This is a genomic window from Richelia sinica FACHB-800, from assembly GCF_014698825.1.
Classification (GTDB): Bacteria; Cyanobacteriota; Cyanobacteriia; order Cyanobacteriales; family Nostocaceae; genus FACHB-800.
The window spans coordinates 180,013-204,045 of the sequence record NZ_JACJTT010000006.1 but is presented as its reverse complement, the minus strand read 5'-3'; the positions used below and the strand labels follow the sequence as shown (position 1 = coordinate 204,045).

Sequence of the window (24,033 nt, the reverse complement as noted above, 5' to 3'; positions counted from 1 at the left end):
TATTTTTTACTAATTGACAGCCCAAAAACTAACCTTGATTGCCAAAGAATTTAAATATTCACCAGAAATAGCAAATAAACTAGAAATTTACTCAATGTCTATACTGACAGATGGCTATTTTACTCATAATAATTAATTTAATTATGATCTGATTGTCTACCAATACATCGTATGAGCGAAATGGAGCGGTATTATAGAGTCTTGGAATTGGAGCCAGGAGCCACATTAGAAGAGGTAAACCAGGCTTACAAAGATTTGGTCTTTGTTTGGCATCCCGACCGCCTTCCTAAAGACAATATCCGCTTACAGCAAAAAGCACAAGAAAAGCTCAAAGCGATTAATGAAGCACGGGATAAGTTGCGGTCTATTAAAGATAAACCCCATACAAACCACTACTCTACGGCTTATCAGCAACCGACAAAATCATCCAGCTACAGTTACCAAAGTCAAAGCAAGTATCAAGCACCACAACCAAATCAAGACTTGAGTGGTCAAAACTTCTGTCGTGCTAATTTGAGTAATCGAGATTTATCTGGACGTAACTTGAGTTATGCAAATTTAAGCGGTGCAAATCTCAGTGATACATTTATGCACAAAGTCATCCTCAGAGGTGCGGACTTGTCAGAAGCGAATTTATTTAGAGCCAATTTGTTGTTAGCTGACTTGAGAGAGGCAAATTTACGTTCAGCGAATTTAATTGGTGCTGATTTGAGTGGTGCGGACTTACGGGGTGCTGATTTGACAGGGGCAAGGATTCGCTCAGGCGATCGCCTACTGGTAAAATTAATAGGCGCTAACTTAGCCGGTGCAATTATGCCTGATGGTGCTGTTCATCACTAAAATCAAACCCAGATAAAACTACCGGCTATATGGAAGATTTGGCAATACTCTCTCACTAGTCATAGATATTGCCAATACTTATAAGTAATTAGTCAATAGTCAAAATTTCTGCGATGATTGAAAATTGACTAAAAATTAGTAATTTATTTTTCTTAAATAATCATGAATATAGCAATTATTGGTTGTGGTTATGTGGGTTATGCTTTAGCTCGATATTGGCAGCAAAATCATAATTTTGTCCTCACTGTCACCACCACAACCCCTGAGCGCATACCAACATTAGAAAATGTCGCGCACAAAGTCATCCTCACTCGTGGTAACGACCTAGAAGGATTAAAATCAGTTTTACAGAATCAAGATGTTGTTTTATTGAGTATGGGAGCAAAAAACGGTAATGCCTATGAAGAAACTTATTTAGAGACTGCTAAAACCTTAGTCACTAGCTTGCGGCAATTTACTAATATTCGTCATTTAATTTACACCAGTAGTTATTCAGTATATGGAGATAGAAATGGTGTTTGGGTAGATGAAGAAACACCACCAGCACCTCCAAATCGCAACGCTCAAATTTTGCGAAAAACAGAAGAGGTTTTACTAGGTGCAGAAAATGAAAATCTCCGGGTGTGCATTTTTCGCTTAGGAGGAATTTACGGACCGGGTCGAGAATTAATTAAAATCTTTGGTAGAGTAGCTGGTGCAACTCGTCCTGGCAATGGTGATGAAATCACCAATTGGATTCATTTGGATGATATTATCGGGGCTGTAGAATTTGCCCGTCTGCATCGCTTACAAGGTATTTATAATCTTGTTGATGATGCTCATTTAACCAGTCGTGAATTAATTGACCATGTTTTAACTAAAAATAATTTACCCACTGTAATTTGGGATGCAGCTAATAAAAGTAACCGTTCCTATAATACATGGGTATCAAATCAAAAACTCAAAGATGCAGGATATCAATTACTTCATCCTCAAATTATGTTTTAAATCCTGCTGTGATAGTGATAATTTTTGATGGAACGGGTTTTATTATTACCCGTTCTCTATCGTTCTAGTTAATATGTTGTGGTTAATATTTTACTTTTAGACAGATGTTAGAACCTACATTTGATGAACAAAACTCATCTTATCCCCAGTTTTATACTTGGCAGAATTATCGTTGTGCTTATGAAGTTCACCAACCTAAAAATACTAGTTCTACAGGTACTCCCCTATTATTAATTCATCCTATTGGAGTAGGTTTATCAAGACTATTCTGGCAAAGATTTTGTCGGGAATGGTATCAGACAAATCATCAAAACTTAATTTTTAACCCTGATTTATTAGGCTGTGGTGACAGCGACACACCTTGCAAGGCTTATAAACCTATTGATTGGGCCGAGCAATTACAATATTTTCTCCAAACAGTAGTAAAACAACCTGTTATCTTAATTGTCCAAGGTGCTTTACTACCAGTAGCCATTGAATTAGTCAAATTAGCACCTAGTTTCATTGCTGGTGTGGTCATGTCTGGCCCACCACCTTGGAAATTGATTACTAAAAAGCCTGTAAAATGGCGGCAAAATTTACTTTGGTCTATTTTTAATTCACCTATCGGTAATGCGTTTTTCCGTTATGCACGTACTCGTAATTTTCTACGTTCTTTTTCTGAAGAAAGATTATTTGCATCATTAGAAAACGTTGATGAAGATTGGTTAACAACATTATTAAAAGATGCACAAAATATGGGTGGACGCTATGCAGTCTTTGCTTTCTTAGCGCGATTTTGGCAACGGGACTATACTGATGATATTGCCAAGATTGAGCAACCAACATTAGTGGTGGTTGGAGACACAGCATCAAGTATTAATAAAGATACAAATCAAGAAACACCAGATGAGCGTATATCAGCTTATATGGCTGGTTTACCTAATGGTCGGGGGATAAAAATTATCGGTAGAAATGTTTTACCCTATGAATCAACGACTGAATTTGTCGCAGCAATTTCTCCCTTTATAGAAGCAATAAATTAAAAATTCCACATGGGAAATGTCTGATTTTATGCCTAACCAAAGGCCGCGGGAATATATTCTTGCAAATCCAAGCGGTATAAATCAGTGGAGAGGCTAAATAGAGATTTTGGAGTCATTTCTATTTTTTGTAATGATGGGGAGTTGGGTTGACAAAAAACAATAGCTACGTCAAAGCGACATGGATAGTCGGCTTTTTCTGGATACTTAGCTAAAAAGATTTCTGCTGTGTGCCAAAGTTTCTCTTGCTTTTTGGCTGTGATAGCATTTCTCCCTCCTGCATCCCAACTACCTCGACTCCGGGTTTTGACTTCCACAAAGGCTAATGTTGACGGCTGGGTGCGATCGCCTGATACTGTGGATGCTATATTGTTTCCGTGATACTGTGCAATTAAATCTATTTCTCCCCACCGACAAGCAAAACGACGGTGTAGAACTTCCCAACCCGTAGATTCTAACCACTTGGCTACTAAGTCTTCGCCCAAGTGACCAATATCTAGTGGATAATTAGATGGAGGAGGGTTAGGCATTAATTAAAAATAGCATGAATACTCATTTCTACAAGCGAATTTGGACTGTTTGCCTTAGTCTGACAATTTTGGCAATTATTTATACTACAACACTTTTAGGTATTGTGCCTGCTGCTTCGGCGCTACAATACAACAAAGAAATTTTAGTTGAATCTGATTTTTCAGGACGAGATTTAACTGATTCCAGTTTTACCAAAGCAAATCTCCGTTATAGTAATTTTTCCCATGCTAATTTGCGTGGTGTCAGCTTTTTTGCTGCTAATTTAGAATCTGCAAACTTGACTGGTGCTGATTTGACTAATGCGACTTTAGATTCCGCAAGGTTAATTAAAGCCAATTTAACCAATGCTGTTTTAGAAGGTGCATTTGCAGCTAATGCCAAGTTTGACGGTGCTATAGTGGATGGTGCAGATTTTACTGATGTGTTACTGCGTAGTGATGAACAGGCAAAATTATGCAAGTCAGCACAAGGAACTAATCCCGTCACTGGTAGAGAAACACGAGATACTTTGTTTTGTGATTAGCGGTTGTAGGAATAATTAAAATATCTCTTTGAGCACATGCCCAGGTAATGTTGAGTCTTCTGTGAAAGTTCTCTAGTCTTTTGGATCTTTATCCTCATTAAAATGTTCCTGAACCTTTTTAAATCAAGACTATCACGGTACATTGTTACCTGGGTATTTACCAGCATTATTGTCATTGAAATTATCATTCTCATCCCTTCCTATTGGCGGCGTAAAAATGAACTTTTAGGGAAAATAGAAAAGATTTCTGATGAAGTTTTTGCAACTTTAATTTATCAAAATCATTCGGAAGCTGATGCAAGAAAATTGCTAGAAGAAATATCTCGAAACCTCAAGCCAGAATCATTAATTAAAGGTGGAGTGCTGTTAAAAAGAGATGGTAAATTAATTAGCAAATTTGGCGAACAACCAGAAATAGCATCTCAAAATTTTTCCAATCTTCCAGTCATGAGAGCGATAAATAAACAGGGAAATCGCTATGATATTGCTTGGATTGTTCCCATGCATCAAGGAAAATATTTGTTAGTTATCCGTCATGATGCTACTGCCGTTCAAAAAGAATTATTTGCCTTTTCCTTAAGAATATCTGGGTTGATTATTATTATTTCTATTTTTGTCACCCTCACAACCATGCTGACCTTGGGAGTAGTAGTCATCAAACCAATTTTACAATTACGTGATGACCTAGTTGCTGCGGGAGAAGCTATTAGTGAAAACGGTGATGATCCAAAATTTACTACATTATCTCTTCGTCGTGCTGACGAAATGGGGGAAGTAATATGGGCATTTAGTCAAATGTTTTCGCGAGTGAGACAAGAAATTACTAATCGTCAGAAAGTAGAATCTTGTTTAAGAGATGAACAGGACAAATCAGAACGATTATTGTTGAATATTTTACCAGCAGAAATCGCCCAAGAATTAAAGAAGGAACAAAGTACAATCGCTTCGGGAAATGAACGTAGTGCCATTGCCCAACGCTTTGATGAAGTGACTATTCTCTTTGCTGATATTGTCAGTTTCACAAGTTTAGCAACCCAAATTTCCCCCATTGAATTAGTTAATTCTCTCAATCAAATTTTTTCTAGCTTTGACCGTCTCGCAGAAGCTTATGGTTTAGAAAAGATTAAAACCATTGGAGATGCTTACATGGTAGTCGGTGGTTTACCCACTCCACGTGCTGATCATGCGATCGCTGTTGCTAAAATGGCATTAGATATGCAAAAATCCATCTCCCATATCCAAACGACGACAGGACAATGCTTTCAACTCAGAATAGGCATTAATACAGGTGCCGTTGTCGCGGGAGTTATCGGACTGAAAAAATTTAGTTATGATTTATGGGGTGATGCAGTCAATTTAGCTAGTCGCATGGAATCTCATGGTGTAGTTGGCAAAATTCAAGTTTCAGAAGCAACTTATTCCTTAATCAAAGATGCCTTCCAAGTAGAAAAGCGGGGAGTAATTCCCATCAAAGGTCGAGGAGAAATTTGTACCTACTTCTTGCTTGCTGAAATTTAGATTTACAGTAGATTTCACATTAATAAGATAAAAATTTGAACCACACAACAGTAATTGCGGTAATTAGGAACTGTTACACCATCACGTAACTGGACTTAGCAATAAAAGAGACAAAAAAGGTGATGATGCAGAGATAGCATATTTTGCCAACCCTTTGAGAAAAGGAACTTCAGCCATCAAATCAACCTTGTCAATCGGGAAAGTTTTTTAGACTCCAAACCGTAGATTTATTATACAGCAAAGCCTACAAGCTGTGACAGTATATCCGCACGCCAGGCGTTCAGATGAACACTTCGATGATTGCTTCTCTTACTTCTTACGATTTCATTCTTGAAGCTTTATTTAGCGCAGCTTCATAAAGAATTGGTATTACATGATTTCTTGGTAAAGAGAGATAAAAATACATAGGCATGATGTTATTATATTATCATTGCAATTACAATGTTAATAATAATACCTTTAGATTGAAGTTAAAAAAATTACAACCATATAAAAGTAATAATTTATACGATTTTTAACTAAAATCAACTCAAAATCAAATTTAAAAAGAACTAAGGTCAGGTTATGAAATCGGAAGCACAAAAGCTAGTATCTAAAAACCAGAAATGGCCTTACTTGATGGCTTTACGTCCTCGACAATGGACAAAAAACTTAGTTGTTTTTGCTGCGCCACTTTTTGGTTTTAGCTTAAATTTACCAATACTTTTTGGTAGTTTGATGGCATTTGTACTTTTTTGTGCCACATCAAGCAGTTTTTATCTAATCAACGATATTGCAGATGTGGAATCTGATCGTCAGCATCCTGTGAAGTGTCAGCGGCCGATTGCTGCGGGATTAGTAAATATTAGAGTTGCTTTGGTAATGGCTGTAGTGTTACTAGGTGCTTCTCTCCTGATTAGCTGGTGGAGATCGCCCTATTTAGGTGCAACTATCACAGCTTATGCCATCCTGCAAATAGCCTATAATTTGAGGCTAAAACGTTTGGTAATATTGGATATTGGTGCGATCGCAACTGGATTTATTTTACGTGCATTAGCTGGCGGGGTAGCTACAGGAATTACACTATCACCTTGGTTTTTACTGTGTACAGCTATGTTAGCACTTTTCTTAGGCATAGAAAAACGCAAAGCTGAACTGCGTTTGACACAAATAAAAGGTACAAAACCTCGTTCTGTACTAAAATTCTACTCTTTATCCCTGTTGCATCGGATGGAAAATGTGGTAACAACAGGTGCAGTTTTAACCTATGCTCTTTGGAGTGCAGGACCTTACTTAAATGGAGCCTCAACGTCTTGGATGCTCATCACATTACCATTTGTTTTATATGGTATTTTCCGTTACCAATTAATTAGTGAACCAGGAGAAAATGTTGCCAACAGTGAACAAGAGCAACCAGGAAATCGGGCTGAAAGACCAGAAGAAGTGTTATTAAAAGATGTTCCAACCTTACTCACGGTAACAGGTTGGATTTTCACCTGTTTTTCGATTCTCTTGCTCAAACAACAAGGAATAATTCAGTAAAAATTTTAGACAGTTTTCTCAGCCATATTTAAGGAATAATAAATGATAAGTATTCGGAAAATATTATCTAGAATATACAAAAATTATTTTCATAATCATAAATTTAAATCATCACAATCAGTATATAAATTAGCCCAAATAAATATTCACTTATTAACTCAATTAGGCATTAGAGGAGTTATCCTTGATTTGGACAACACCATTATTTCTGAAGATGATCGCTATTTATCTCCTTTGGCTGAAAATTGGCTAACACAAGCAAAATTAGCAGGATTAGAATTTTTTATTCTCTCTAATGGTAAACGCTTATATCGTGTTAAATATTGGTCTGAAACTTTAAATATTCCAGCTATTAGTCCGGCAAAAAAACCTTTTTCTAAAGCATTTAAACAGGCAATGGCTAAAATGCAACTACACCCAAAACAAGTAATAGTTATTGGCGATAGTTTTCATACAGATGTTCTGGGAGCTTGGCTGTGTGGATGTTATTGTATTCAAGTTGCTACATTACCCCATCCACCAAGATGGTGGGAAAAAATCGCTGGTAAATGGGTGCAAAAACCTTACCCAAACCATAGTGAACTAGGATACTTTAATAATCATAGCGAGTATAATAAATTCAAATAAAATCAAAATTTGATGTTGAATATGAACCATCCATTTATTTTATTTTTTCTGATTTTAATTACAGTTGTTCTGAATACAATCGCCCAAAGTCTATTAAAATTAGGCTCTGGACAAAATCCATTAAATATTTATTTAATAGGTGGAATTTTATCTTACGGACTTAGTACTGTTGCTTATATCGCAGTCTTATCTAAATTTAATCTATCCTTTGCTTATCCTGTAGTTATAGGTTTGACTATTTTGGCCACAACATTTGTAGGAATTGTACTTTTGCACGAGAAAATTTCCATAAATCATGGAATAGGAATAGGTTTGATATTAACTGGTATTTGGGCTATTCTTTTGAAGAGATAATCATTTAATTAATGTTAATGACAGTGAGGTAAATCTTGTAATTGTTTAAGGAGTAACCATTTAAATTCATGATTAACTCTGCTGAATTTTGTAAAGCTTGGGCTAAAAATAATAAACTAATCGTTAGTTTGTGTACAATTATTTTATTAGGCATAATTGTATATTTTCTATTGGCTCATCACATTATCACAGCAATTTATAGTGATAAACTGCCAGCATTGGATTTTCTGATTAAACATAAATCTCAAAACCCTCTAGATTTTTATTTGCGACGTGCAGATAGTTTTTTTATTAAAGGCAATATTTTCATTTTTCTGGGTATATTAGGTATATCCTTTTTGTCAAAAATTTTTATTAAGGATAAAGTCAATTTAATTACCATTCTTGGCAATGAAATCACCAAATTTAAAACCTTAATTATTGATAATAGAAAAATACTATCTTTTTTGACTTTGTTGTCTGTTGGCTTTTTTGCTTTATACTTAGCGCTTGGTCTCTCACTAATTCCAGGCTACGCTTACAATAAATTTACTTTTTTCTTTGCCGATCAGGGAGATTGGATCAAACTTGAATGGAGTAAATATCATAAGGGTTCCCATGCTTTGAGATTGCTAATTTTAGCTCCCTTTAGCGTTCTCAAGTTGATATCTCCTCCAGTACCGAAAATAGTGATTGCTATCATCATAAATGCTTTTTGTGGCGCGATGAGTGTTTTTTTAGCATCGCTTTGTTTCTGGAATATAAGCAAAAAGCGTATAGTCACTTTTCTGTGGACTTGTCTTTTCGGACTGAGCATGACCCATCTATTTTTTAGTACATTGGTTGAAGCTCGTGCTCTTGGTACGGCAAGTATAATTGCTACTTATCTACTATTTATTATTTCTTGGCAGCACCAAAAGCTCTATTTAGGGTATTGGATTTTAGCTGGATTATTCTCCTTTGGTGTGACAATAACTAATTTTTCAAATACTATTATATGTTTTTCTGTCTTACTTTTTGGGTTAAAAAATAACAATAAAATTACGAGGATTCTTGAGTATCTAGGAGGGATTTTTCTGATAGCTTTTTTCCTCAGTCTTGTACAAAAAAGGTTTTTTGGCGGCAAGTATTTTTTTGTTACCGAGACTCTTGATACAGAATTGGAGTGGGTGAAAGTAACTATATTCAATCATCCGCTACTAGTGTTGTCAGAGTTATTTAAACACTTTTTCTTAGTCAGTGTTGTCTCACCATCACCTTTTCCAGAGAAAATTGTTCCTGGTACTAAAATAGTTTTAAACTTCTTTGATCAACCCATGCTGTATAGCGTAGTTGGTTTAATCGCTGTAATTCTCTGGATATTATTTCTAGTGATTGGTTTATATAAGAACTTTCGAGATATTAATCAAGAAGGCAACCTGTATTTTTTAGGTGCAACTCTTTTAGCGACAGTATTTAATATCTGCTTCTATTCAGTATTTGATACGCCCGAAATGTTTATTTTCACTTCTTACTTTAGTTTTCCCTTTCTACTACTCATATTGAATACTTCCATCATGAAGCAGCGTTATTATATGCTAGGAACAATTTTATTAATTGTTTTGTTAGGTATTAATAATTTGCATATTATGCAACAAATTATTTATTTAGCCCGAACTTAGATGCTGTCTAGATGCGATAATTTTATATCGTAAAGAAATAGCCTTTCTAAAGGACTCTAAGCATCACCAAAAGTGTGCAAATGTTTAGTTTCCCACCTACGTCTAAACCCGTCAGTAAGCTGATGCCAAAGAATAAAAGTATAGGCAAAAACACCAAGATAATCAGCTATATAGCAACAGCCACTAAGATTAGGACGTAAAAAATTATAATTTGTAGGGGTTTAGCACTGCGCTTTACCTCTACAACTGAAGATGATCTAATGTCCTAATTATCTTGGCTACAGTTATATCACACTAAAGCAGCTTCAGGTATGGCACCCTGCATTTTTTCAAAGGCATCAATTAAACTATTTAACTGTTGTTCAGCTTTAAATACTCCTAAACCTCTTGCTGTGATTTTCCCAGGAGAATAAACAAACCGACTACGCATAGTTTCAGTTAAATTCTCTGCTAGTAAGTTCCAAGCTGGTTCTTCCATCGGAGTTTCTAACACTATATGCTGTTTATTTTCTGGTTTGATGCGGCTAAAACCTAATTTTTTCGCTAATTGCTTCAATTCCATCACCCGCAATAGTTGATTTGCCGGGACGGGAATGGTACCATAGCGATCGCTCCATTCTCCAGCAATGGCTTTTAATTCCTCTTTGGATTTGGCAGTGGCTACAGCCCTGTAAGCACTCATCTTTTGGTCAATATCCGGAATATATTCGGAAGGAATAAACGCAGTTAAATTCAGGTCAACTTGGGTATCGTCAACCTTGGGAATTTCTTGACCACGAATTTCGCGAATGGCTTCTTCTAGCATTTCCATGTACAAATCAAAGCCAATTGCATCCATTTGACCGGACTGTTCTGCACCGAGTAAATTACCCACCCCGCGAATTTCCATGTCCCGCATGGCTAATTGATAACCGGAACCCAGTTGAGTAAATTCCTGAATCGCTCGTAATCTTTGCCGTGCGGCATCAGATAATACTCGTTGTTTGGGATAAAATAGCCAGGCGTGTGCTTGAATACCTGCGCGTCCCACACGACCACGTAATTGGTATAATTGAGCTAATCCAAAACGGTGGGCATCTTCAATTAAAATAGTATTTACACGGGGAATATCTAACCCAGATTCAATAATTGTTGTACAAACGAGAATATCCGCATCATTATTGCTGAAGGTGAGCATGGTTGACTCTAACTCACTTTCATCCATTTGACCGTGGGCCATAGCGATACGCGCCCCTGGTATCATTTGCTGCAAGGAAGCTGTGGTTTCTTCAATGCCTTCAACTCGTGGTACTACATAGAAAACCTGTCCACCCCGGTCTAATTCTTGGCGAATGGCACTGCGGACAGTTTCTGGGTTGAGGGGTGCCAGATGGGTTTGAATGGGTCTGCGGGTGGGGGGTGGAGTGGTAATTAAACTCATTTCCCGAATTCCCGACAAGGACATATATAAGGTGCGGGGGATGGGAGTTGCAGAAAGGGTGAGAACGTCTACTTGGGTTTTCAGACTTTTGATTTTTTCCTTTTGGTTGACCCCAAATCTTTGTTCTTCGTCTATGACTAACAGTCCCAAGTCACGGAATTGGACACTTTTGCCTAAAAGTTGATGTGTCCCCACCACGATATCTAATTCCCCAGTTGCCAGACGTTTGAGAATATTCCGCTTTTCTTCTGCGCTGCGGAAACGGTTGAGTAAACCGACATTCATCGGGTATGGTGCAAACCGTTCTTTAATGGTGTGGTAATGCTGCTGGGTGAGAATGGTGGTCGGTGCGAGGAGTGCCACTTGTTTCCCTGCTGTGACGGCTTTGAAAATAGCACGAATAGCTACTTCTGTTTTGCCAAAGCCTACATCACCACATACTAACCGATCCATGGGGCGATCGCTCTCCATATCCCGTTTCACATCTTGGACGGCTTTTAGCTGGTCTGTGGTTGCTTGGTAGGGGAAAGAATCTTCTAATTCTTCTTGCCAAGGCATATCTGGGGGAAAAGCATGACCTTGTTGTTGCGATCGCGCAGCATACAACTTCAATAAGTCTACCGCTAATTTCTTGATATTCTTGCGGACTTTATTTTTGGTATTATCCCAAGCCTTACCAGTCATTTTGTGCAGTTCTGGGACTTTATCCCCTGCACACCGGAACCGGGACAAGGAACCCACTTGGTCAGCAGCGACTCTCAACAAACCATCAGCGTACTGCACCACCAAATAATCACGGGTTTCGTTATTAATGGTCAGACTTTCTAATTTAACGAATTTACCAATGCCGTGACTGCGGTGGACAACATAATCACCAGGACGTAGTTTATTGGGGTCAACTTGTTTAGAAGCAGCTTTGCGACGTTTGCGGATATAACCGAAACTAGCTAAGGAATGTTGACCGTAAAATTCTCTGTCGGTGACAACAACCAAGCGAAATGAAGGGAGAACAAAACCTTCTAATTCTGCTAAACCGGAATATTTAATTGCTACAGGAGTGCGGTTGATTTGTAATTTTTCAATTGCTTGATAGTCACGGGGATTAGGAATAAATTGGGCTGGACAATCGTGTTCTTGTAATAATGAGACAGAACGGGAAGGTTGGGCAGAAAGTAGCCAGACAGAAAATTTTCGTTCCCTTTCTTGACGAATTGTTTCGGCTAATTTAGCAAATTGATGGGGAGTAACGGGAACTGGTCTACTAGCTAGATTCATCCCGCCATTTTCTTCAGCTAATTCTGATAAATATAAAGTATTAAATTGATTAAATGCGGCTAAACATTCATCAAAGGAACGATGGATTTTTGGTAATGTCTGAAATTCCCTGACCAATTGCCATTGTTCTTCAGCATTTTCCACCCAGCGATCGCTATGGGCATGACACTGTTCTACCTCATCAATGGCTAAAATGGTATTTTCTGCTAAATAATCTAATAAAGACGCAGGTTGATCAAAAGCTAAACCTAAAAAACGTCTGCTGCCTTCCAATTCTGAATTGGTAAAGTCTTCAGTATCAGTATTTAACTCCCTACTCAATACATCCAACTGTTGACTATCTTTCAGTGCAGCCATCACAATGGGTGAAAAGCTAGTGGGAGTCAGGGAAATTTTCTCAACTTTATCTAAGGCAGAACGTTGGGTTGTGGGGTCAAATTCGCGAATTTGTTCTATTTCATCCCCAAACCATTCCAACCGCACAGGTAACTCGGAAGATACAGGAAACACATCTACAATATCTCCCCTGCGACTCCATTGACCTTCTGTTTCTACCAAAGGAACTCTTTCATATCCTAAGGTCGTAATTTTTTCAGCAAATTCATCTAAATCAAATTCCATCCCCTTGTTTAAGGTCAAACAAAAGGATTTAAAGACGGATGGTGGTGGTAAATGGGGTTGTAATGCCCCAATAGTAGCAATTACCGCCGTATTTTTCCTAGCAGACTGACCACCCACTAAATCAGCCAAAACCTGCATTTGACCCCAACTCAATTCATTTTCTGGGTCAAATGGTTCATAGGGTGAAGCTTCGGAAGTGGGGTAAAAATGTACAGTTTTCCATCCCATCCCTTCCATTTGCGCGTAAACTCGACCAGCTTCTTCTAAAGTCGCACAAACTACGCATAAATCCCTATCTTCATAACTGGCCAATGCAGAAGCTATTAAACCTTTGGGCAAGCGGGGAATGCCATTTAACCGTAATTCCTGCTGTTTATTGAGTTTGGTTGTGAGTTCTGAAGTGAGAGGCGATCGCACCAAAGCACGCACAATAGAAGAAAAAGCCATAGACTCTACACTAAATGGAAAATCATTCTTGTTACCCTGTCACCCTGTCACTGCCTATCACCTCTATGAGTGTAACCGTTCTCATCCCGAAATCTTGGCACATGAAAATCGTAGCTGAATTAGTGAAAACTATTTCAGATGGGTACAGACCAAGTGTATGTTAGCTTAGGTCAACAGGAAAATGTTAGCTTTACTGAATGGAGAGATACAAGCCAGGGTGGCATCCCCATACTAGCACAGCCCTAAACTTCTCTTTTTCCACTCAGCATTTGCCAAGCAGGAGGATTCCATGAACAGCTGTATTGTCACTGCGGAAATTTATGATAGCCCTCAACTCCGTCATACACCAGATGGGTTGGAAGTCACGGAAATGATAGTACATATCTCTGGACTCAGACCAGATGACCCATCCCATCCACTAAAGGTAGTGGGTTGGGGTAATTTAGCTAAAGAAATCCATCAAAACTATCATCCAGGCGATCGCGTCATTTTGGAAGGGCGCTTAGGGATGAATACTTTTGAAACTCCCCAAGGATACAAAGAAAAGCGTGCTGAGTTGACACTACAACGCATTCACAATATTGGTGCCACTGTTCCTTCTCCTACTAGAACCCCAGTTGCTGCACCTCCCCCATCCCAACCTGCACCATACCGTTCTCCAGAGTATGAAACCACCCCACCAGCACCAAATCCCAGTTTTACAGCTACTCCTGAACCAACTTATCAACCAACTACCTTTGACCGTCCCGCCTACACTACCACATCAGTAACAGAAGCTGAACCAGACCCAGATGATATTCCCTTTGCACGACCTGTTTATGCTCACACCAGTTTAGTCAATGAACTGTGGGATACATGTGAGGTAGGAGCGAATTCTTCCTGGGAAGGAATCAAACAGATTAAACCTTAATGAAAAAGGCTATGCAGAAACAACCCAACAGGTCAGTTAACCCTGCAAGCTAGGGATTTAATTGTGATTTAACCTAGCCCCAAGTTGTATCTGTTCTTTGTCTATCCCACTGCAATCACATAAAACTTAACTATTGAATTTACTACGAAAATAGGGAGGTAGAGGCTGCCAAAGACAGCCTTAAATCTGATGTTGAAGACCACCAAATCAGTTATCTAGACTGGGATTGAATTCCAGTTAATAATTAATCTCATTAGATATCTGGTGGTAATTAGTGGTAATTAAATGTGCATGGTTTGAAACCCTTGTAGAGACGTGCTGGTGGCACGTCTCTACATTCATTTTTGGATATGTCTATTTGGTCAATTTACACTTACAAAGCAAAATGTGAATTTTTGTACAAGATCCGATGAAAATGAAATTAATACTGGTACAAGCCTCGTCAGCTATTGTAAACTTTATTAAGTATTTAGAGTTACCATCAGCATTTCCTGAAAATTAAAAAACTTAGGAATAATGCCAAAATATTCACTGTTCTTCACAGTTTTTCGCATTTATATCAAAAAAATCTATTCATTTTTATGAGGGGGGAATCAAATCATGATTTTTTCAAAACGTCATCCCCTCAAATATTTTTATTCTCTATTGGATAGAGTTTATGCCAAACTGCCTTTGAGAGCAGTTCTTATTGTGCCTTTTGTATTACAAATTGGTGGTGCAGTCGGGTTAGTAGGCTATATTTCTTTTCAGAATCAGCAAAAATCTATTAATGATTTAGTTACTCAATTACAAAATGAAGTTAGTAATCGGATAGAACAACATCTTTATACTTATTTAGCTACACCTCACCAGATTAATCAAATTAATTTAGATGCTATTAATCTGGGATTACTCAATCTTAATGACTTTGAGACTACGAGTAATTATTTTTGGAAACAAATGCGGGTTTTTAATGTTGGCTATAACAGTTTTGCCAATCCTCAAGGTGAGTTTATTGGTATTGAAAGACTAGACAATGGCTCATTATTAATTAATGAAGTTTCTGAAAAGAAAGGATTAGGTAAACTGTATGTTTACAATTCTAATCAGCAGGGGAAACGAAATGTTTTGCAGGAAACAAAGGAATACGACCCTCGGTCAGAGGCTTGGTATTCAGATGCTGTTAAAGCTGGTAGGCCTGTATGGAGTCAAATTTATCAATGGGAAGATAAGCCAGAAATCTTATCCATTTCTTCCAGTTATCCAGTGTACGACCAAAATAAGCAGCTAATGGGGGTAATTAGCATTGATTTATTACTATCTCAAATTAGTGATTTTCTCAAACAATTAAAAGTTGGTAAATCTGGTAAAACTTTTATTTTAGAACGTTCTGGACAAATAGTAGCTACATCTACTGGTAATCAACCTTATGTATTAGTCAATGGCAAGCCAAAACGCCTACTGGCAATTGAAAGTCAGGATTTTTTAATTCGTCTCACCGCACAGCATATTCAGGAAAAATTTGGTAACTGGCAGAAAATATTTGGTGAAAATCAACTAATTTTTCAACACCAAGGTTTGTCCTATTTTGTGCAATTAAAAAATTGGCGAGATCGTCTCGGACTAGATTGGTTAATTGTGGTTGTACTTCCTGAAGCTGATTTTACACAGGAAATTAACGCGAATAATCATATGACAGTGATTATTTGCCTAATTGCTTTGGTACTATCCACAATCGTGGGTATTTTTACTAGTCGCTGGGTAATTCGACCAATTTTAGAATTAAATACCTCATCCCAAAAAATCGCTGCTGGTGACTGGAATAACTTAACAAGAATGAATCGCATAGATGAATTAGGTGAATTAGCAAATTCATTTAACACTATGGCACAGCAATTACAAAATTCTTTTTTAGAATTAGAAGATAAAAATCAGGAATTAAATTCCTTAAATACCGCTTTATCTGAAAGTCAGATGTGGCTCAATAAATTCTTGGAAGCCATGCCCGTGGGTGTATTTATTACTGATGCCAAAGGTACTCCTTACTATGTCAATCATATTGGTGAAGAGATTTTGGGTAAGGGATTAGTTGCAGATGCGTCTCTAGAAAATTTAGTGACAGCTTATAAAGTTTATTTAGCTGGGTCTGACCAACTTTACGATAGTCAGGAATTGCCAATTTTTAAGGCATTACAAGGAAAAAGTGTCAAAGTTGATGACATAGAAATTCATGTAAATAATAAAAAAATTCCCTTAGAGGCTGTAGGTGTTCCTATTTATGATGAAGCTGGCAATATTACCTTTGCCATTGCGACTTTTTTTGATATCAGTGAACGAAAACATACGGAAAAATTATTAGCTGAATATAATCGGGTTTTAGAAGCTAATGTCAAACGTCGTACCCAAGAATTACTCAAGGTGATTCAGGAACTACAAAGCACTCAGAAACAGTTAATTGTTGCTCAAAAAGTAGCTGCTAGAGGAAAATCGGCTGCTGAACAAGCTAATCGAGCTAAAAGCGAATTTTTGGCGAATATGAGTCATGAATTGCGTACACCCCTAAACGCAATTCTTGGCTTTACCCAAATTATGAGTAATGACCATTCTTTGTCTGAAGAAAATATTCAGAATATAGCCATTATTAATCGGGCAGGTGAACATCTACTGAATTTAATTAATGACATTTTGGAAATGTCAAAAATTGAAGCTGGAAAAACTACATTGCACCTGACTGATTTTGATTTAGCTTGTATGTTAGGTAATTTGGAATCAATGTTAAAACACCGGGTGCAGTCTAAAGGTTTAGAGATGGTGTTTGAATTAGCACCCAATTTGCCGAAATATATTAATACTGATGAGAATAAATTACGTCAAGTTTTAATTAATTTGCTGGGTAATGCAATAAAATTTACAGAAACAGGGACAATTACTCTCAGAGCTTTTGCTGACCAAGCGGAAGGAGAAAATAACCAGAAAATACTCCGCTTTGAAGTTCAAGATACAGGTTTGGGAATTGCCGCAGACGAATTGGAAATTTTATTTTCTGCATTTGGACAAACAGAAACAGGGAAAAAATCTCAACAAGGAACAGGATTAGGATTAGCCATTAGTAGAAAGTATGTACAACTGATGGGAGGAGATATTACTGTTCAAAGTAGTCCTGGAGTGGGTAGCACTTTTGCTTTTAATATTCAAATTCATCTAGCTTCAGTTACCGAACTTCCTACTCAACCCAGCAAAGAAGAATTTATTAAATTAGCACCTGATCAACCAACGTATCGAATTTTAGTAGTGGATGATGCGAAGGAAATTCGATTATTGCTAGTAAAAATGCTATCTTACGTAGGTTTTCAGGTAGCAGAAGCGACAAATGGTCAAGAAGCGATCGCTCAATGGCAATCTTGGCAACCCCATGTGATACTTATGGATATGCGAATGCCTGTCATGGATGGTTACGCAGCCACAAAAGCGATTAAAGAGCACCCAGAAGTGGCTAATACGTTGGTTATCGCTTTAACAGCTAATGCTTTTGAAGAAGAACGACACAAAATTCTTGCTCATGGTTGTGATGATGTCATTCGCAAGCCGTTCACCCAACAAATCTTATTAGATAAACTCCAAGAATACTTGGGTGTAAAATATAGCAGCAATGTAGCAACTACCCAAGCACCACTCCCAGGGACTACACCACAAGTTTGTGCTAATGATCTGGAAATACGTCAGCATTTATCAAAACTGCCCTCAGATTGGCTACAACAAGTCAATCAAGCCGCAGCTATAGGTAGTGATGACATGATTTTAGAACTTTTGCAGCATTTAACATCAGAACACAGCCAAATTTGCGATTTGATTAGAGACTTAGCTCAGAATTTCAAGTTTGAAACCATCATGGAAATGACTGACATTTCTGTCTAGCTTTTCCCTCTCTACTCTTTTAGCCTAAGGAATTTCTTTTTAGCTGGGTGTATAGTTACTAGGGTGTAGACTATGGGAATAATCATCATATGCACTCTTGGGTAAACGCGATCGCTTACCACGAAAATCGTTTTTGAGCAAATGCTATCACATCAAGATCATCAAAAAGGGAATATTTTAGTAGTAGATGATACTCCAGATAATTTACGGCTTTTGTCTGCTGTGTTGACTGCTCAAGGTTATGATGTTCGCAAAGCCTTAAGCGGAAAAATGGCACTGACAGCATGTCAAACCAAGATTCCAGATTTAATTTTGCTAGATATTAACATGCCAGACATGGATGGCTACCAAGTATGTCAGGAATTAAAATCTGATCACACAACTAGCCATATACCAGTAATTTTTATTAGTGCCCTGGACGATGTTTTAGATAAAACAAAAGCCTTTCAATTGGGTGGTGTAGACTATATTACAAAACCTTTTCATAGTACAGAAGTTATATTAAGAGTTGAAAATCAACTTAATGTCCGGAATTTACAATTAAAATTACAAGAAAAAAACCTGTTATTATCTCAAGCTTTAGTAGATTTAGAAGCCGCCCAAGTCGAGCGTATTCAAAAAGAAAAAATGATATCTCTCGGCAGATTAGTAGCCGGTATTGCCCATGAAGTCAATAATCCCATTAGTTTTATTTACGGCAATCTTCAATATGCCAGTCAGTATGTCCAAGACTTGGTAGATTTAATCGAAGTTTATCAACAAGAATATCCCCAACCCACAGCCAAAATTCAAAGTATTTTTGAAGACATCGACTTATATTTTGTGTTTAATGATTTGCAAAACTTGATGTCAGCTATGCACCGAGGTGCAAATCGCATTCGGGAGATTGTCCATGCTCTGCAAAATTTTGCTCGACTAGATGAAGCAGAAATGAAAGAGGTAGACATTCATCAAGGAATTGAAAGTACCTTGCTGATGCTAGAACATCGGTTGAGGAAAACTGAATCAAGACCAGAAATTACTATTATCAAAGATTATAGTCAATTACCTTTGGTGGAATGTTACGCTGGTGAACTCAATCAAGTGTTAATACATCTTTTGAGTAATGCTATAGATGTATTTGAAGTACCAGAGATAGATGCTAGCCTGTCAAAATTAGGAGAAAAGAATAATTCCCAGCGACATTATTTAGAAGTAAATCTTTTATCAAAACCAATTGAACATCCCGAAATTCGCATCACTACCCAGCTAACCACAGCACAAACAGTGAAAATAGCGATCGCAGATAACGGGCCAGGCATACCAGAAGCAGTGCGATCGCGTTTATTTGACCCCTTCTTTACTACCAAGCCAGTTGGTAAAGGCACAGGACTAGGACTATCTATTAGTTATCAAATAATTGTTCACAAACATCACGGCAAACTCACCTGCAACTCGTCTCCAGGTGCAGGTGCAGAATTTGTTATGGAAATACCCATCCAACAACCCCAGATGGAATAGGGAGTAGGAAAGACTGAAAGTATCCTACCTGCTCCTCCTCGCTTATTTATGGCGCTGTTGATGCCATTGCCAAGCGTGGGCAACAATATCTTTAATGCCTGGATAGCGGGGTTGCCAACCAAGGGTATTAATGGCTTTTTGACTGGTACCTATCAGCATCGGTGGATCTCCAGGACGGCGATCGCACTCTTTAACTGGTATGCTTAATCCAGTTACATCTTCTGCCGCAGCAATCACTTCCCGTACAGAAAAGCCGTTACCGTTACCTAAATTGAAAATTTCGCTGTCTCCATCTGCCAATAAATATTCCAAACCTAGAACATGAGCATCTGCTAGGTCGCTGACATGAATATAGTCCCGAATACAGGTGCCATCGGGAGTAGGATAATCTGTACCAAAAATTGAGATGTTTTCCCGTTTACCTAAAGCTGTGAGTAAAACTAAAGGGATTAAATGGGTTTCTGGATGATGGTCTTCTCCTAGCAAACCACTAGGGTCAGCACCGGCAGCATTAAAGTAGCGGAACTGCACGGATTTTAAATTATATGCCACATCAAAATCAGCCAGAATGCGCTCCACCATCAGCTTAGTAGCCCCATAGGGATTGATGGGATGTTGGGGATGGGTTTCTGGGATGGGAATAATTTCTGGTACACCGTAGGTGGCACAGGTGGAAGAAAACACAAATTTTTGAATGGAAGCGGCTACCATAGCCTCTAATAAAGTGAGAGTACCGACCACATTGTTGCGGTAGTATTTGGCGGGGTCTGTGACTGATTCACCTACATAGGCATAGGCGGAAAAGTGCATGACTGCGGCAAATTCATAGGTTGTAAACAATTGATCTAATAAAGAGCGATCGCTAATATCACCGATCACTAGCTCAACCTGCAAAACTTTTTCTACCAAGTCACGATGCCCATAGACCAAATTATCCAGGATAACTACCTCATAACCTGCTTGTTTCAGGGCTAACACGGCATGAGAACCAATATATCCTGCTCCCCCTGTCACTAAAATCCTGGGTTTTGGCGACGACATAGTTTTTCCTTTTTAGTTGACAATTACTCAACTAATCTAATTCAATCCCGCTCCCCTCAGTTTCTAATATATCCACAGACTGATAAGGCTTTGTCATTACAGCTTCGAGGGTGTAGTATATGCAAACACCAGCGGTTCAAATTTTGCAGATAGACTTTGTGTTGTTCGCTGAATTTGCGGCTTTGGTGCCAGGAATAATCACTGGTGATACATTACTCCTGTATAAATTTCTGAATAATAGCCCCAGTGTCAAAAAATTGCACTAAAATCACTACGACGGTAGTCTTTGGGTGTGAGGTTTGAGATATTTTTTCAGTCAGCTTATGGAGAAATTACTGTTTGACGATAAAATTCATCCACTTCTCGCTGCCTCTTGGCTGACCGCACTAGAAAATTAGAGAGTGAATCTATGTTTCAACTGCTAAGCCGGGTATTGCTTTGGCTACTTATAGGTGTTGTAGCCTTTTCTCTGTTCCAGCGATTTTATCCTACAGCAACCTTTGTTGGCAGATTTGTCTTAGGGTTGGTGATATTTTTGTTAGCTTTAGCTTTTCTGAATCCTAATGAGCCTGCCGTTGCGTCTCTATGGCGGATGATTTCTTTTCCACTCAAGCCCCTAGGTGCTTCAGTGTTGATGTTATTTGTGGCCGCTCAAAAGATTAAAGGTGGTGGAATAGATAAACCAGGAGGCTATTTATTAGGATGGGCTTTGGCAGTTTTACTGTTAGCTAGTACCCCAGCTATTGCTTATTTTTTAGTCAGGTCTCCTATTGCTACTACCACTGCCGTTAACCCAAGCACATTAGTAGCTTTAAGCCCAACAAATTCTACCTCTAACATCTCAGATGTAGGCAGCAATAACATCTTACCTGCGGCAGATATGGGTGAAACAACCGTAGCCTTAGCATTCAGTCCTGTGGAAGTGAAAATACCGACTTATTTGCTACAAAATCCTCAAGAAATTAGAACCAGAGGTTTACGGGTAGAAGATTTTGTCCCCAATGCGGAAACACTACAACTTACTACCCAAGTTTGGGAAAGTTATCTAAACCAAATTTATATTTTCTTACGTGGTCGTCCTGCCTAAGATTCAACAATTGATACTCACAAGGCCGCTATGCTCACAGCGAATAGCTGGCCTTATTTTTGTGCCTTGTTTGCGATGGCTTTGTCATCGGCTAGAGTAGGTTATTACAGGGTGCTGAATAGAAGAAAAAACGATCAAATCTTGCATGGCACAATCTCGACGACTAGGAAAAATTGGCAATTATTTACGTCCCCATTGGCAACAAACGACATTGGGTATTATTGCGCTATTGTCCGTAAATGGATTAGGTGTATATATCCCTTTATTGATTCGCTCTGGGGTAGAAAAACTCTCAAAAAACTTCAGCTTAAATCAAATAATTAATTACGCAGTTATTATCATCTTGCTCAGTTCGGCGATGTGGCTGCTGCGAATGGCTTCTCGTATCTGGATTTTTGGTGTGGGTCGTCAGGTAGAGTATGAACTGAAACAGCGAATTTTTGAACATCTCCTGAAATTAGAGCCATCTTACTTTACTAAGAATACTCCTGGAGATTTAATTAGTCGCGCCACTAGCGATGTTGATAATGTGAGACGGTTGGTAGGCTTTGCGGTGTTGAGTTTAGCTAATACTGTCTTTGCCTATGCTCTAACATTACCTGTAATGATATCGATTAGTTGGGAATTAACTATATATGCTCTAGCAGTGTATCCAATTATGTTCTTTTTGGTACACTTATTTAGCGATCGCTTGCGCCGAGAGCAAGCTGAAGTCCAAGAACAACTTGCCGATATTAGCGGACTGATTCAAGAAGATATTAGTGGCATTGCATTAATTAAAATTTATGCTCAAGAAGAAAATGAGCGTCAAGCTTTTAATCAAAAAAATCAGCAGTTATTAGCGGCTAATTTGAAACTGGCCCAAAGCCGCAACACTTTATTTCCGTTGATTGGTGGTTTGGCAAATCTCAGTTCCCTAATTATTATTTGGTTGGGAACAATGCGAATATCCGCCAACACTTTAGCTATCGGCGATTTTTTGGCTTTGTTGATTTATGTGGAAAGATTGGTGTTTCCTACCGCTTTGTTAGGTTTCACCATTACAGCCTATCAACGAGGTGAAGTGAGCATTGACAGACTAGAATCCATTCTCAGTGTCACACCCAAAATTCAAGACTCTCCCGATGCTATTCATATTGGGGAAGATAAAGTTAAAGGTGAATTGACGGCTAAAAATTTGACTTATACCTATCCCGAAAGCACTACCCCAGCTTTAGATCGTATCAACTTCACCATTGCACCTGGAGAAATTATTGCCATTGTCGGTGCCATTGGTTCTGGTAAGTCCACCTTAGCTAATGCCCTACCCAGGTTATTAGATATTGAACCGGGACAATTGTTTCTAGATGGCATCGATATTACCAAAATAGCCTTAAGTGATTTACGGAGTGCGATCGCTTATGTGCCCCAAGACAGCTTTTTGTTTAGCACCACCATTCAAAATAATATCCGCTATGGTGACCCAGTTAGCGAGCAATCATTAGTTAAGTCCGTGGCCACTCTCGCACAAATAGATGCAGAAATCACGAATTTTCCTCAGCAGTATGAAACACTAGTCGGTGAACGGGGAATTACCCTCTCCGGTGGTCAAAGACAGCGTACAGCCTTAGCTAGAGCCATGCTCATCGATGCACCAGTGCTTATCTTAGATGATGCTCTTTCTAGTGTAGATAATCAAACTGCTACACAAATTCTCAACAATCTGTCTTTGGGCAATCAAAAGAAAACCGTGATTTTTATTACTCATCAACTATCTGCTGCGGCTACAGCTGACCGAATTTTTGTCATGGATAAAGGCAAAATTATCCAAACCGGTAAACATTCTGAATTGTTAACACAGCCAGGACTTTATCAAACTTTATGGAGTCAGCACCAAATTGAGGAATTGCTGCGTTAGTTATAGCAGGTGACAGGTAACAGGTAAGCCAGCGCGGTCTTGGGGGTTTCCCCCATGAGCGACTGGTGCACCCCTATGGCTAACGCCACGCTCCGCGAACAGGGTGACAGTGCTAAAAGCCTTTTGCTGTCTAAGTTTTATTCTTATACCCATTCCATAAAAGAATGCGACAGATGCGTAGGTTGGGTTGAACAAAGTGAAACCCAACGTTTACAAGGTTTTAGAGTGTTGGGTTTTGTACCTCAACCCAACCTACATCTGTAACAATCATTTTTTAAATTGGTATTAGTTAATGTCCTAACCGCTCTGTCCATTGCTATATCGGCTAAATTTGCTCATCGTCATATATTTACAGCCGAGGGGAAGAGACACAGAGCA

Annotated in this window: 19 protein-coding genes; 16 read left to right on the top strand and 3 right to left on the bottom strand. The window is 38.4% G+C overall.

Features of this window, described 5'->3' with window-relative positions:
• The first annotated feature begins 171 nt into the window (after window positions 1-171).
• From H6G73_RS07685 to H6G73_RS07675, 3 genes are all read left to right on the top strand, one after another.
• A complete protein-coding gene (locus H6G73_RS07685; RefSeq protein ID WP_190602894.1) occupies window positions 172-840 on the top strand; it encodes a pentapeptide repeat-containing protein in 669 nt (222 codons plus the stop codon).
• Window positions 841-1,002: 162 nt separating this feature from the next.
• A complete protein-coding gene (locus H6G73_RS07680; protein ID WP_190602892.1) occupies window positions 1,003-1,827 on the top strand; it encodes an SDR family oxidoreductase in 825 nt (274 codons plus the stop codon).
• Window positions 1,828-1,931: 104 nt separating this feature from the next.
• Window positions 1,932-2,852: an alpha/beta fold hydrolase gene (locus tag H6G73_RS07675; protein WP_190602890.1), complete on the top strand. Its 921-nt coding sequence runs from the start codon at window positions 1,932-1,934 to the stop codon at window positions 2,850-2,852.
• 32 nt (window positions 2,853-2,884) lie between these two features.
• Here the strand turns inward: H6G73_RS07675 and H6G73_RS07670 are convergent, their stop codons facing one another.
• On the bottom strand, window positions 2,885-3,379 hold the full coding sequence (locus H6G73_RS07670) for a YraN family protein (protein ID WP_190602888.1): 495 nt from the start codon (window positions 3,377-3,379) through the stop codon (window positions 2,885-2,887).
• Between the two features lie 14 nt (window positions 3,380-3,393).
• On the opposite strand from H6G73_RS07670, the gene H6G73_RS07665 reads away from it, so the two are divergent.
• The 6 genes from H6G73_RS07665 to H6G73_RS07640 all read left to right on the top strand — a co-directional run bounded on the left by H6G73_RS07665 (window position 3,394) and on the right by H6G73_RS07640 (window position 9,563).
• Window positions 3,394-3,903: a pentapeptide repeat-containing protein gene (locus tag H6G73_RS07665; protein ID WP_190602886.1), complete on the top strand. Its 510-nt coding sequence runs from the start codon at window positions 3,394-3,396 to the stop codon at window positions 3,901-3,903.
• A gap of 102 nt (window positions 3,904-4,005) precedes the next feature.
• Window positions 4,006-5,421 carry an adenylate/guanylate cyclase domain-containing protein gene (locus tag H6G73_RS07660; RefSeq protein ID WP_190602884.1) on the top strand — a complete coding sequence of 472 codons (1,416 nt, stop codon included), beginning with the start codon at window positions 4,006-4,008 and terminating at the stop codon, window positions 5,419-5,421.
• A 564-nt stretch (window positions 5,422-5,985) separates the two neighbouring features.
• A complete protein-coding gene (locus H6G73_RS07655) occupies window positions 5,986-6,942 on the top strand; it encodes a decaprenyl-phosphate phosphoribosyltransferase (protein WP_190602883.1) in 957 nt (318 codons plus the stop codon).
• A gap of 42 nt (window positions 6,943-6,984) precedes the next feature.
• On the top strand, window positions 6,985-7,569 hold the full coding sequence (locus tag H6G73_RS07650) for a YqeG family HAD IIIA-type phosphatase (protein WP_190602881.1): 585 nt from the start codon (window positions 6,985-6,987) through the stop codon (window positions 7,567-7,569).
• 21 nt (window positions 7,570-7,590) lie between these two features.
• Window positions 7,591-7,923, top strand: a complete 333-nt coding sequence (locus H6G73_RS07645; protein WP_190602879.1) for a DMT family transporter — start codon at window positions 7,591-7,593, stop codon at window positions 7,921-7,923.
• 68 nt (window positions 7,924-7,991) lie between these two features.
• Window positions 7,992-9,563, top strand: coding sequence for a hypothetical protein (locus tag H6G73_RS07640; RefSeq protein ID WP_190602877.1), 1,572 nt, complete (start codon window positions 7,992-7,994; stop codon window positions 9,561-9,563).
• A gap of 289 nt (window positions 9,564-9,852) precedes the next feature.
• Here H6G73_RS07640 and mfd read toward each other — a convergent pair whose 3' ends face one another.
• Window positions 9,853-13,326 (bottom strand): transcription-repair coupling factor, encoded by a 3,474-nt coding sequence (gene mfd, locus H6G73_RS07635; RefSeq protein ID WP_190602875.1) that lies wholly within the window; start codon window positions 13,324-13,326, stop codon window positions 9,853-9,855.
• A gap of 289 nt (window positions 13,327-13,615) precedes the next feature.
• Between mfd and H6G73_RS07630 the strand changes: the two genes are divergently transcribed.
• The 3 genes from H6G73_RS07630 (at window position 13,616) to H6G73_RS07620 (ending at window position 19,630) form a co-directional block, all read left to right on the top strand.
• The gene (locus H6G73_RS07630; protein ID WP_190602873.1) at window positions 13,616-14,236 is read left to right on the top strand and encodes a single-stranded DNA-binding protein; all 621 of its coding nucleotides are present in this window, start codon (window positions 13,616-13,618) and stop codon (window positions 14,234-14,236) included.
• Between the two features lie 600 nt (window positions 14,237-14,836).
• A complete protein-coding gene (locus tag H6G73_RS07625; protein WP_190602871.1) occupies window positions 14,837-18,130 on the top strand; it encodes an ATP-binding protein in 3,294 nt (1,097 codons plus the stop codon).
• A gap of 141 nt (window positions 18,131-18,271) precedes the next feature.
• Window positions 18,272-19,630, top strand: coding sequence for a hybrid sensor histidine kinase/response regulator (locus H6G73_RS07620; RefSeq protein WP_190602870.1), 1,359 nt, complete (start codon window positions 18,272-18,274; stop codon window positions 19,628-19,630).
• A gap of 42 nt (window positions 19,631-19,672) precedes the next feature.
• On the opposite strand, the gene galE is transcribed toward H6G73_RS07620, so the two are convergent.
• Window positions 19,673-20,671 (bottom strand): UDP-glucose 4-epimerase GalE, encoded by a 999-nt coding sequence (gene galE / locus H6G73_RS07615; protein WP_190602867.1) that lies wholly within the window; start codon window positions 20,669-20,671, stop codon window positions 19,673-19,675.
• 119 nt (window positions 20,672-20,790) lie between these two features.
• On the opposite strand from galE, the gene H6G73_RS07610 reads away from it, so the two are divergent.
• The 4 genes from H6G73_RS07610 to H6G73_RS07595 all read left to right on the top strand — a co-directional run bounded on the left by H6G73_RS07610 (window position 20,791) and on the right by H6G73_RS07595 (window position 23,919).
• The gene (locus tag H6G73_RS07610; protein ID WP_190602865.1) at window positions 20,791-20,937 is read left to right on the top strand and encodes a hypothetical protein; all 147 of its coding nucleotides are present in this window, start codon (window positions 20,791-20,793) and stop codon (window positions 20,935-20,937) included.
• A gap of 143 nt (window positions 20,938-21,080) precedes the next feature.
• The gene (locus tag H6G73_RS07605) at window positions 21,081-21,758 is read left to right on the top strand and encodes a hypothetical protein (protein WP_190602863.1); all 678 of its coding nucleotides are present in this window, start codon (window positions 21,081-21,083) and stop codon (window positions 21,756-21,758) included.
• A gap of 145 nt (window positions 21,759-21,903) precedes the next feature.
• Window positions 21,904-23,655 carry an ABC transporter ATP-binding protein gene (locus H6G73_RS07600; protein ID WP_190602861.1) on the top strand — a complete coding sequence of 584 codons (1,752 nt, stop codon included), beginning with the start codon at window positions 21,904-21,906 and terminating at the stop codon, window positions 23,653-23,655.
• A 75-nt stretch (window positions 23,656-23,730) separates the two neighbouring features.
• Window positions 23,731-23,919 (top strand): hypothetical protein, encoded by a 189-nt coding sequence (locus H6G73_RS07595; protein ID WP_190602860.1) that lies wholly within the window; start codon window positions 23,731-23,733, stop codon window positions 23,917-23,919.
• The last annotated feature ends 114 nt before the right edge of the window (window positions 23,920-24,033 follow it).

Bases quoted from the DNA above. Each gene is read 5' to 3' on its own strand.
- H6G73_RS07685 (WP_190602894.1), top strand. From the start codon at position 172: ATGAGCGAAATGGAGCGGTATTATAGAGTCTTGGAATTGGAGCCAGGA.
- H6G73_RS07680 (WP_190602892.1), top strand. From the start codon at position 1,003: ATGAATATAGCAATTATTGGTTGTGGTTATGTGGGTTATGCTTTAGCT.
- H6G73_RS07675 (WP_190602890.1), top strand. From the start codon at position 1,932: ATGTTAGAACCTACATTTGATGAACAAAACTCATCTTATCCCCAGTTT.
- H6G73_RS07670 (WP_190602888.1), bottom strand. From the start codon at position 3,379: ATGCCTAACCCTCCTCCATCTAATTATCCACTAGATATTGGTCACTTG.
- H6G73_RS07665 (WP_190602886.1), top strand. From the start codon at position 3,394: ATGAATACTCATTTCTACAAGCGAATTTGGACTGTTTGCCTTAGTCTG.
- H6G73_RS07660 (WP_190602884.1), top strand. From the start codon at position 4,006: ATGTTCCTGAACCTTTTTAAATCAAGACTATCACGGTACATTGTTACC.
- H6G73_RS07655 (WP_190602883.1), top strand. From the start codon at position 5,986: ATGAAATCGGAAGCACAAAAGCTAGTATCTAAAAACCAGAAATGGCCT.
- H6G73_RS07650 (WP_190602881.1), top strand. From the start codon at position 6,985: ATGATAAGTATTCGGAAAATATTATCTAGAATATACAAAAATTATTTT.
- H6G73_RS07645 (WP_190602879.1), top strand. From the start codon at position 7,591: ATGAACCATCCATTTATTTTATTTTTTCTGATTTTAATTACAGTTGTT.
- H6G73_RS07640 (WP_190602877.1), top strand. From the start codon at position 7,992: ATGATTAACTCTGCTGAATTTTGTAAAGCTTGGGCTAAAAATAATAAA.
- mfd (WP_190602875.1), bottom strand. From the start codon at position 13,326: ATGGCTTTTTCTTCTATTGTGCGTGCTTTGGTGCGATCGCCTCTCACT.
- H6G73_RS07630 (WP_190602873.1), top strand. From the start codon at position 13,616: ATGAACAGCTGTATTGTCACTGCGGAAATTTATGATAGCCCTCAACTC.
- H6G73_RS07625 (WP_190602871.1), top strand. From the start codon at position 14,837: ATGATTTTTTCAAAACGTCATCCCCTCAAATATTTTTATTCTCTATTG.
- H6G73_RS07620 (WP_190602870.1), top strand. From the start codon at position 18,272: ATGCTATCACATCAAGATCATCAAAAAGGGAATATTTTAGTAGTAGAT.
- galE (WP_190602867.1), bottom strand. From the start codon at position 20,671: ATGTCGTCGCCAAAACCCAGGATTTTAGTGACAGGGGGAGCAGGATAT.
- H6G73_RS07610 (WP_190602865.1), top strand. From the start codon at position 20,791: ATGCAAACACCAGCGGTTCAAATTTTGCAGATAGACTTTGTGTTGTTC.
- H6G73_RS07605 (WP_190602863.1), top strand. From the start codon at position 21,081: ATGTTTCAACTGCTAAGCCGGGTATTGCTTTGGCTACTTATAGGTGTT.
- H6G73_RS07600 (WP_190602861.1), top strand. From the start codon at position 21,904: ATGGCACAATCTCGACGACTAGGAAAAATTGGCAATTATTTACGTCCC.
- H6G73_RS07595 (WP_190602860.1), top strand. From the start codon at position 23,731: ATGGCTAACGCCACGCTCCGCGAACAGGGTGACAGTGCTAAAAGCCTT.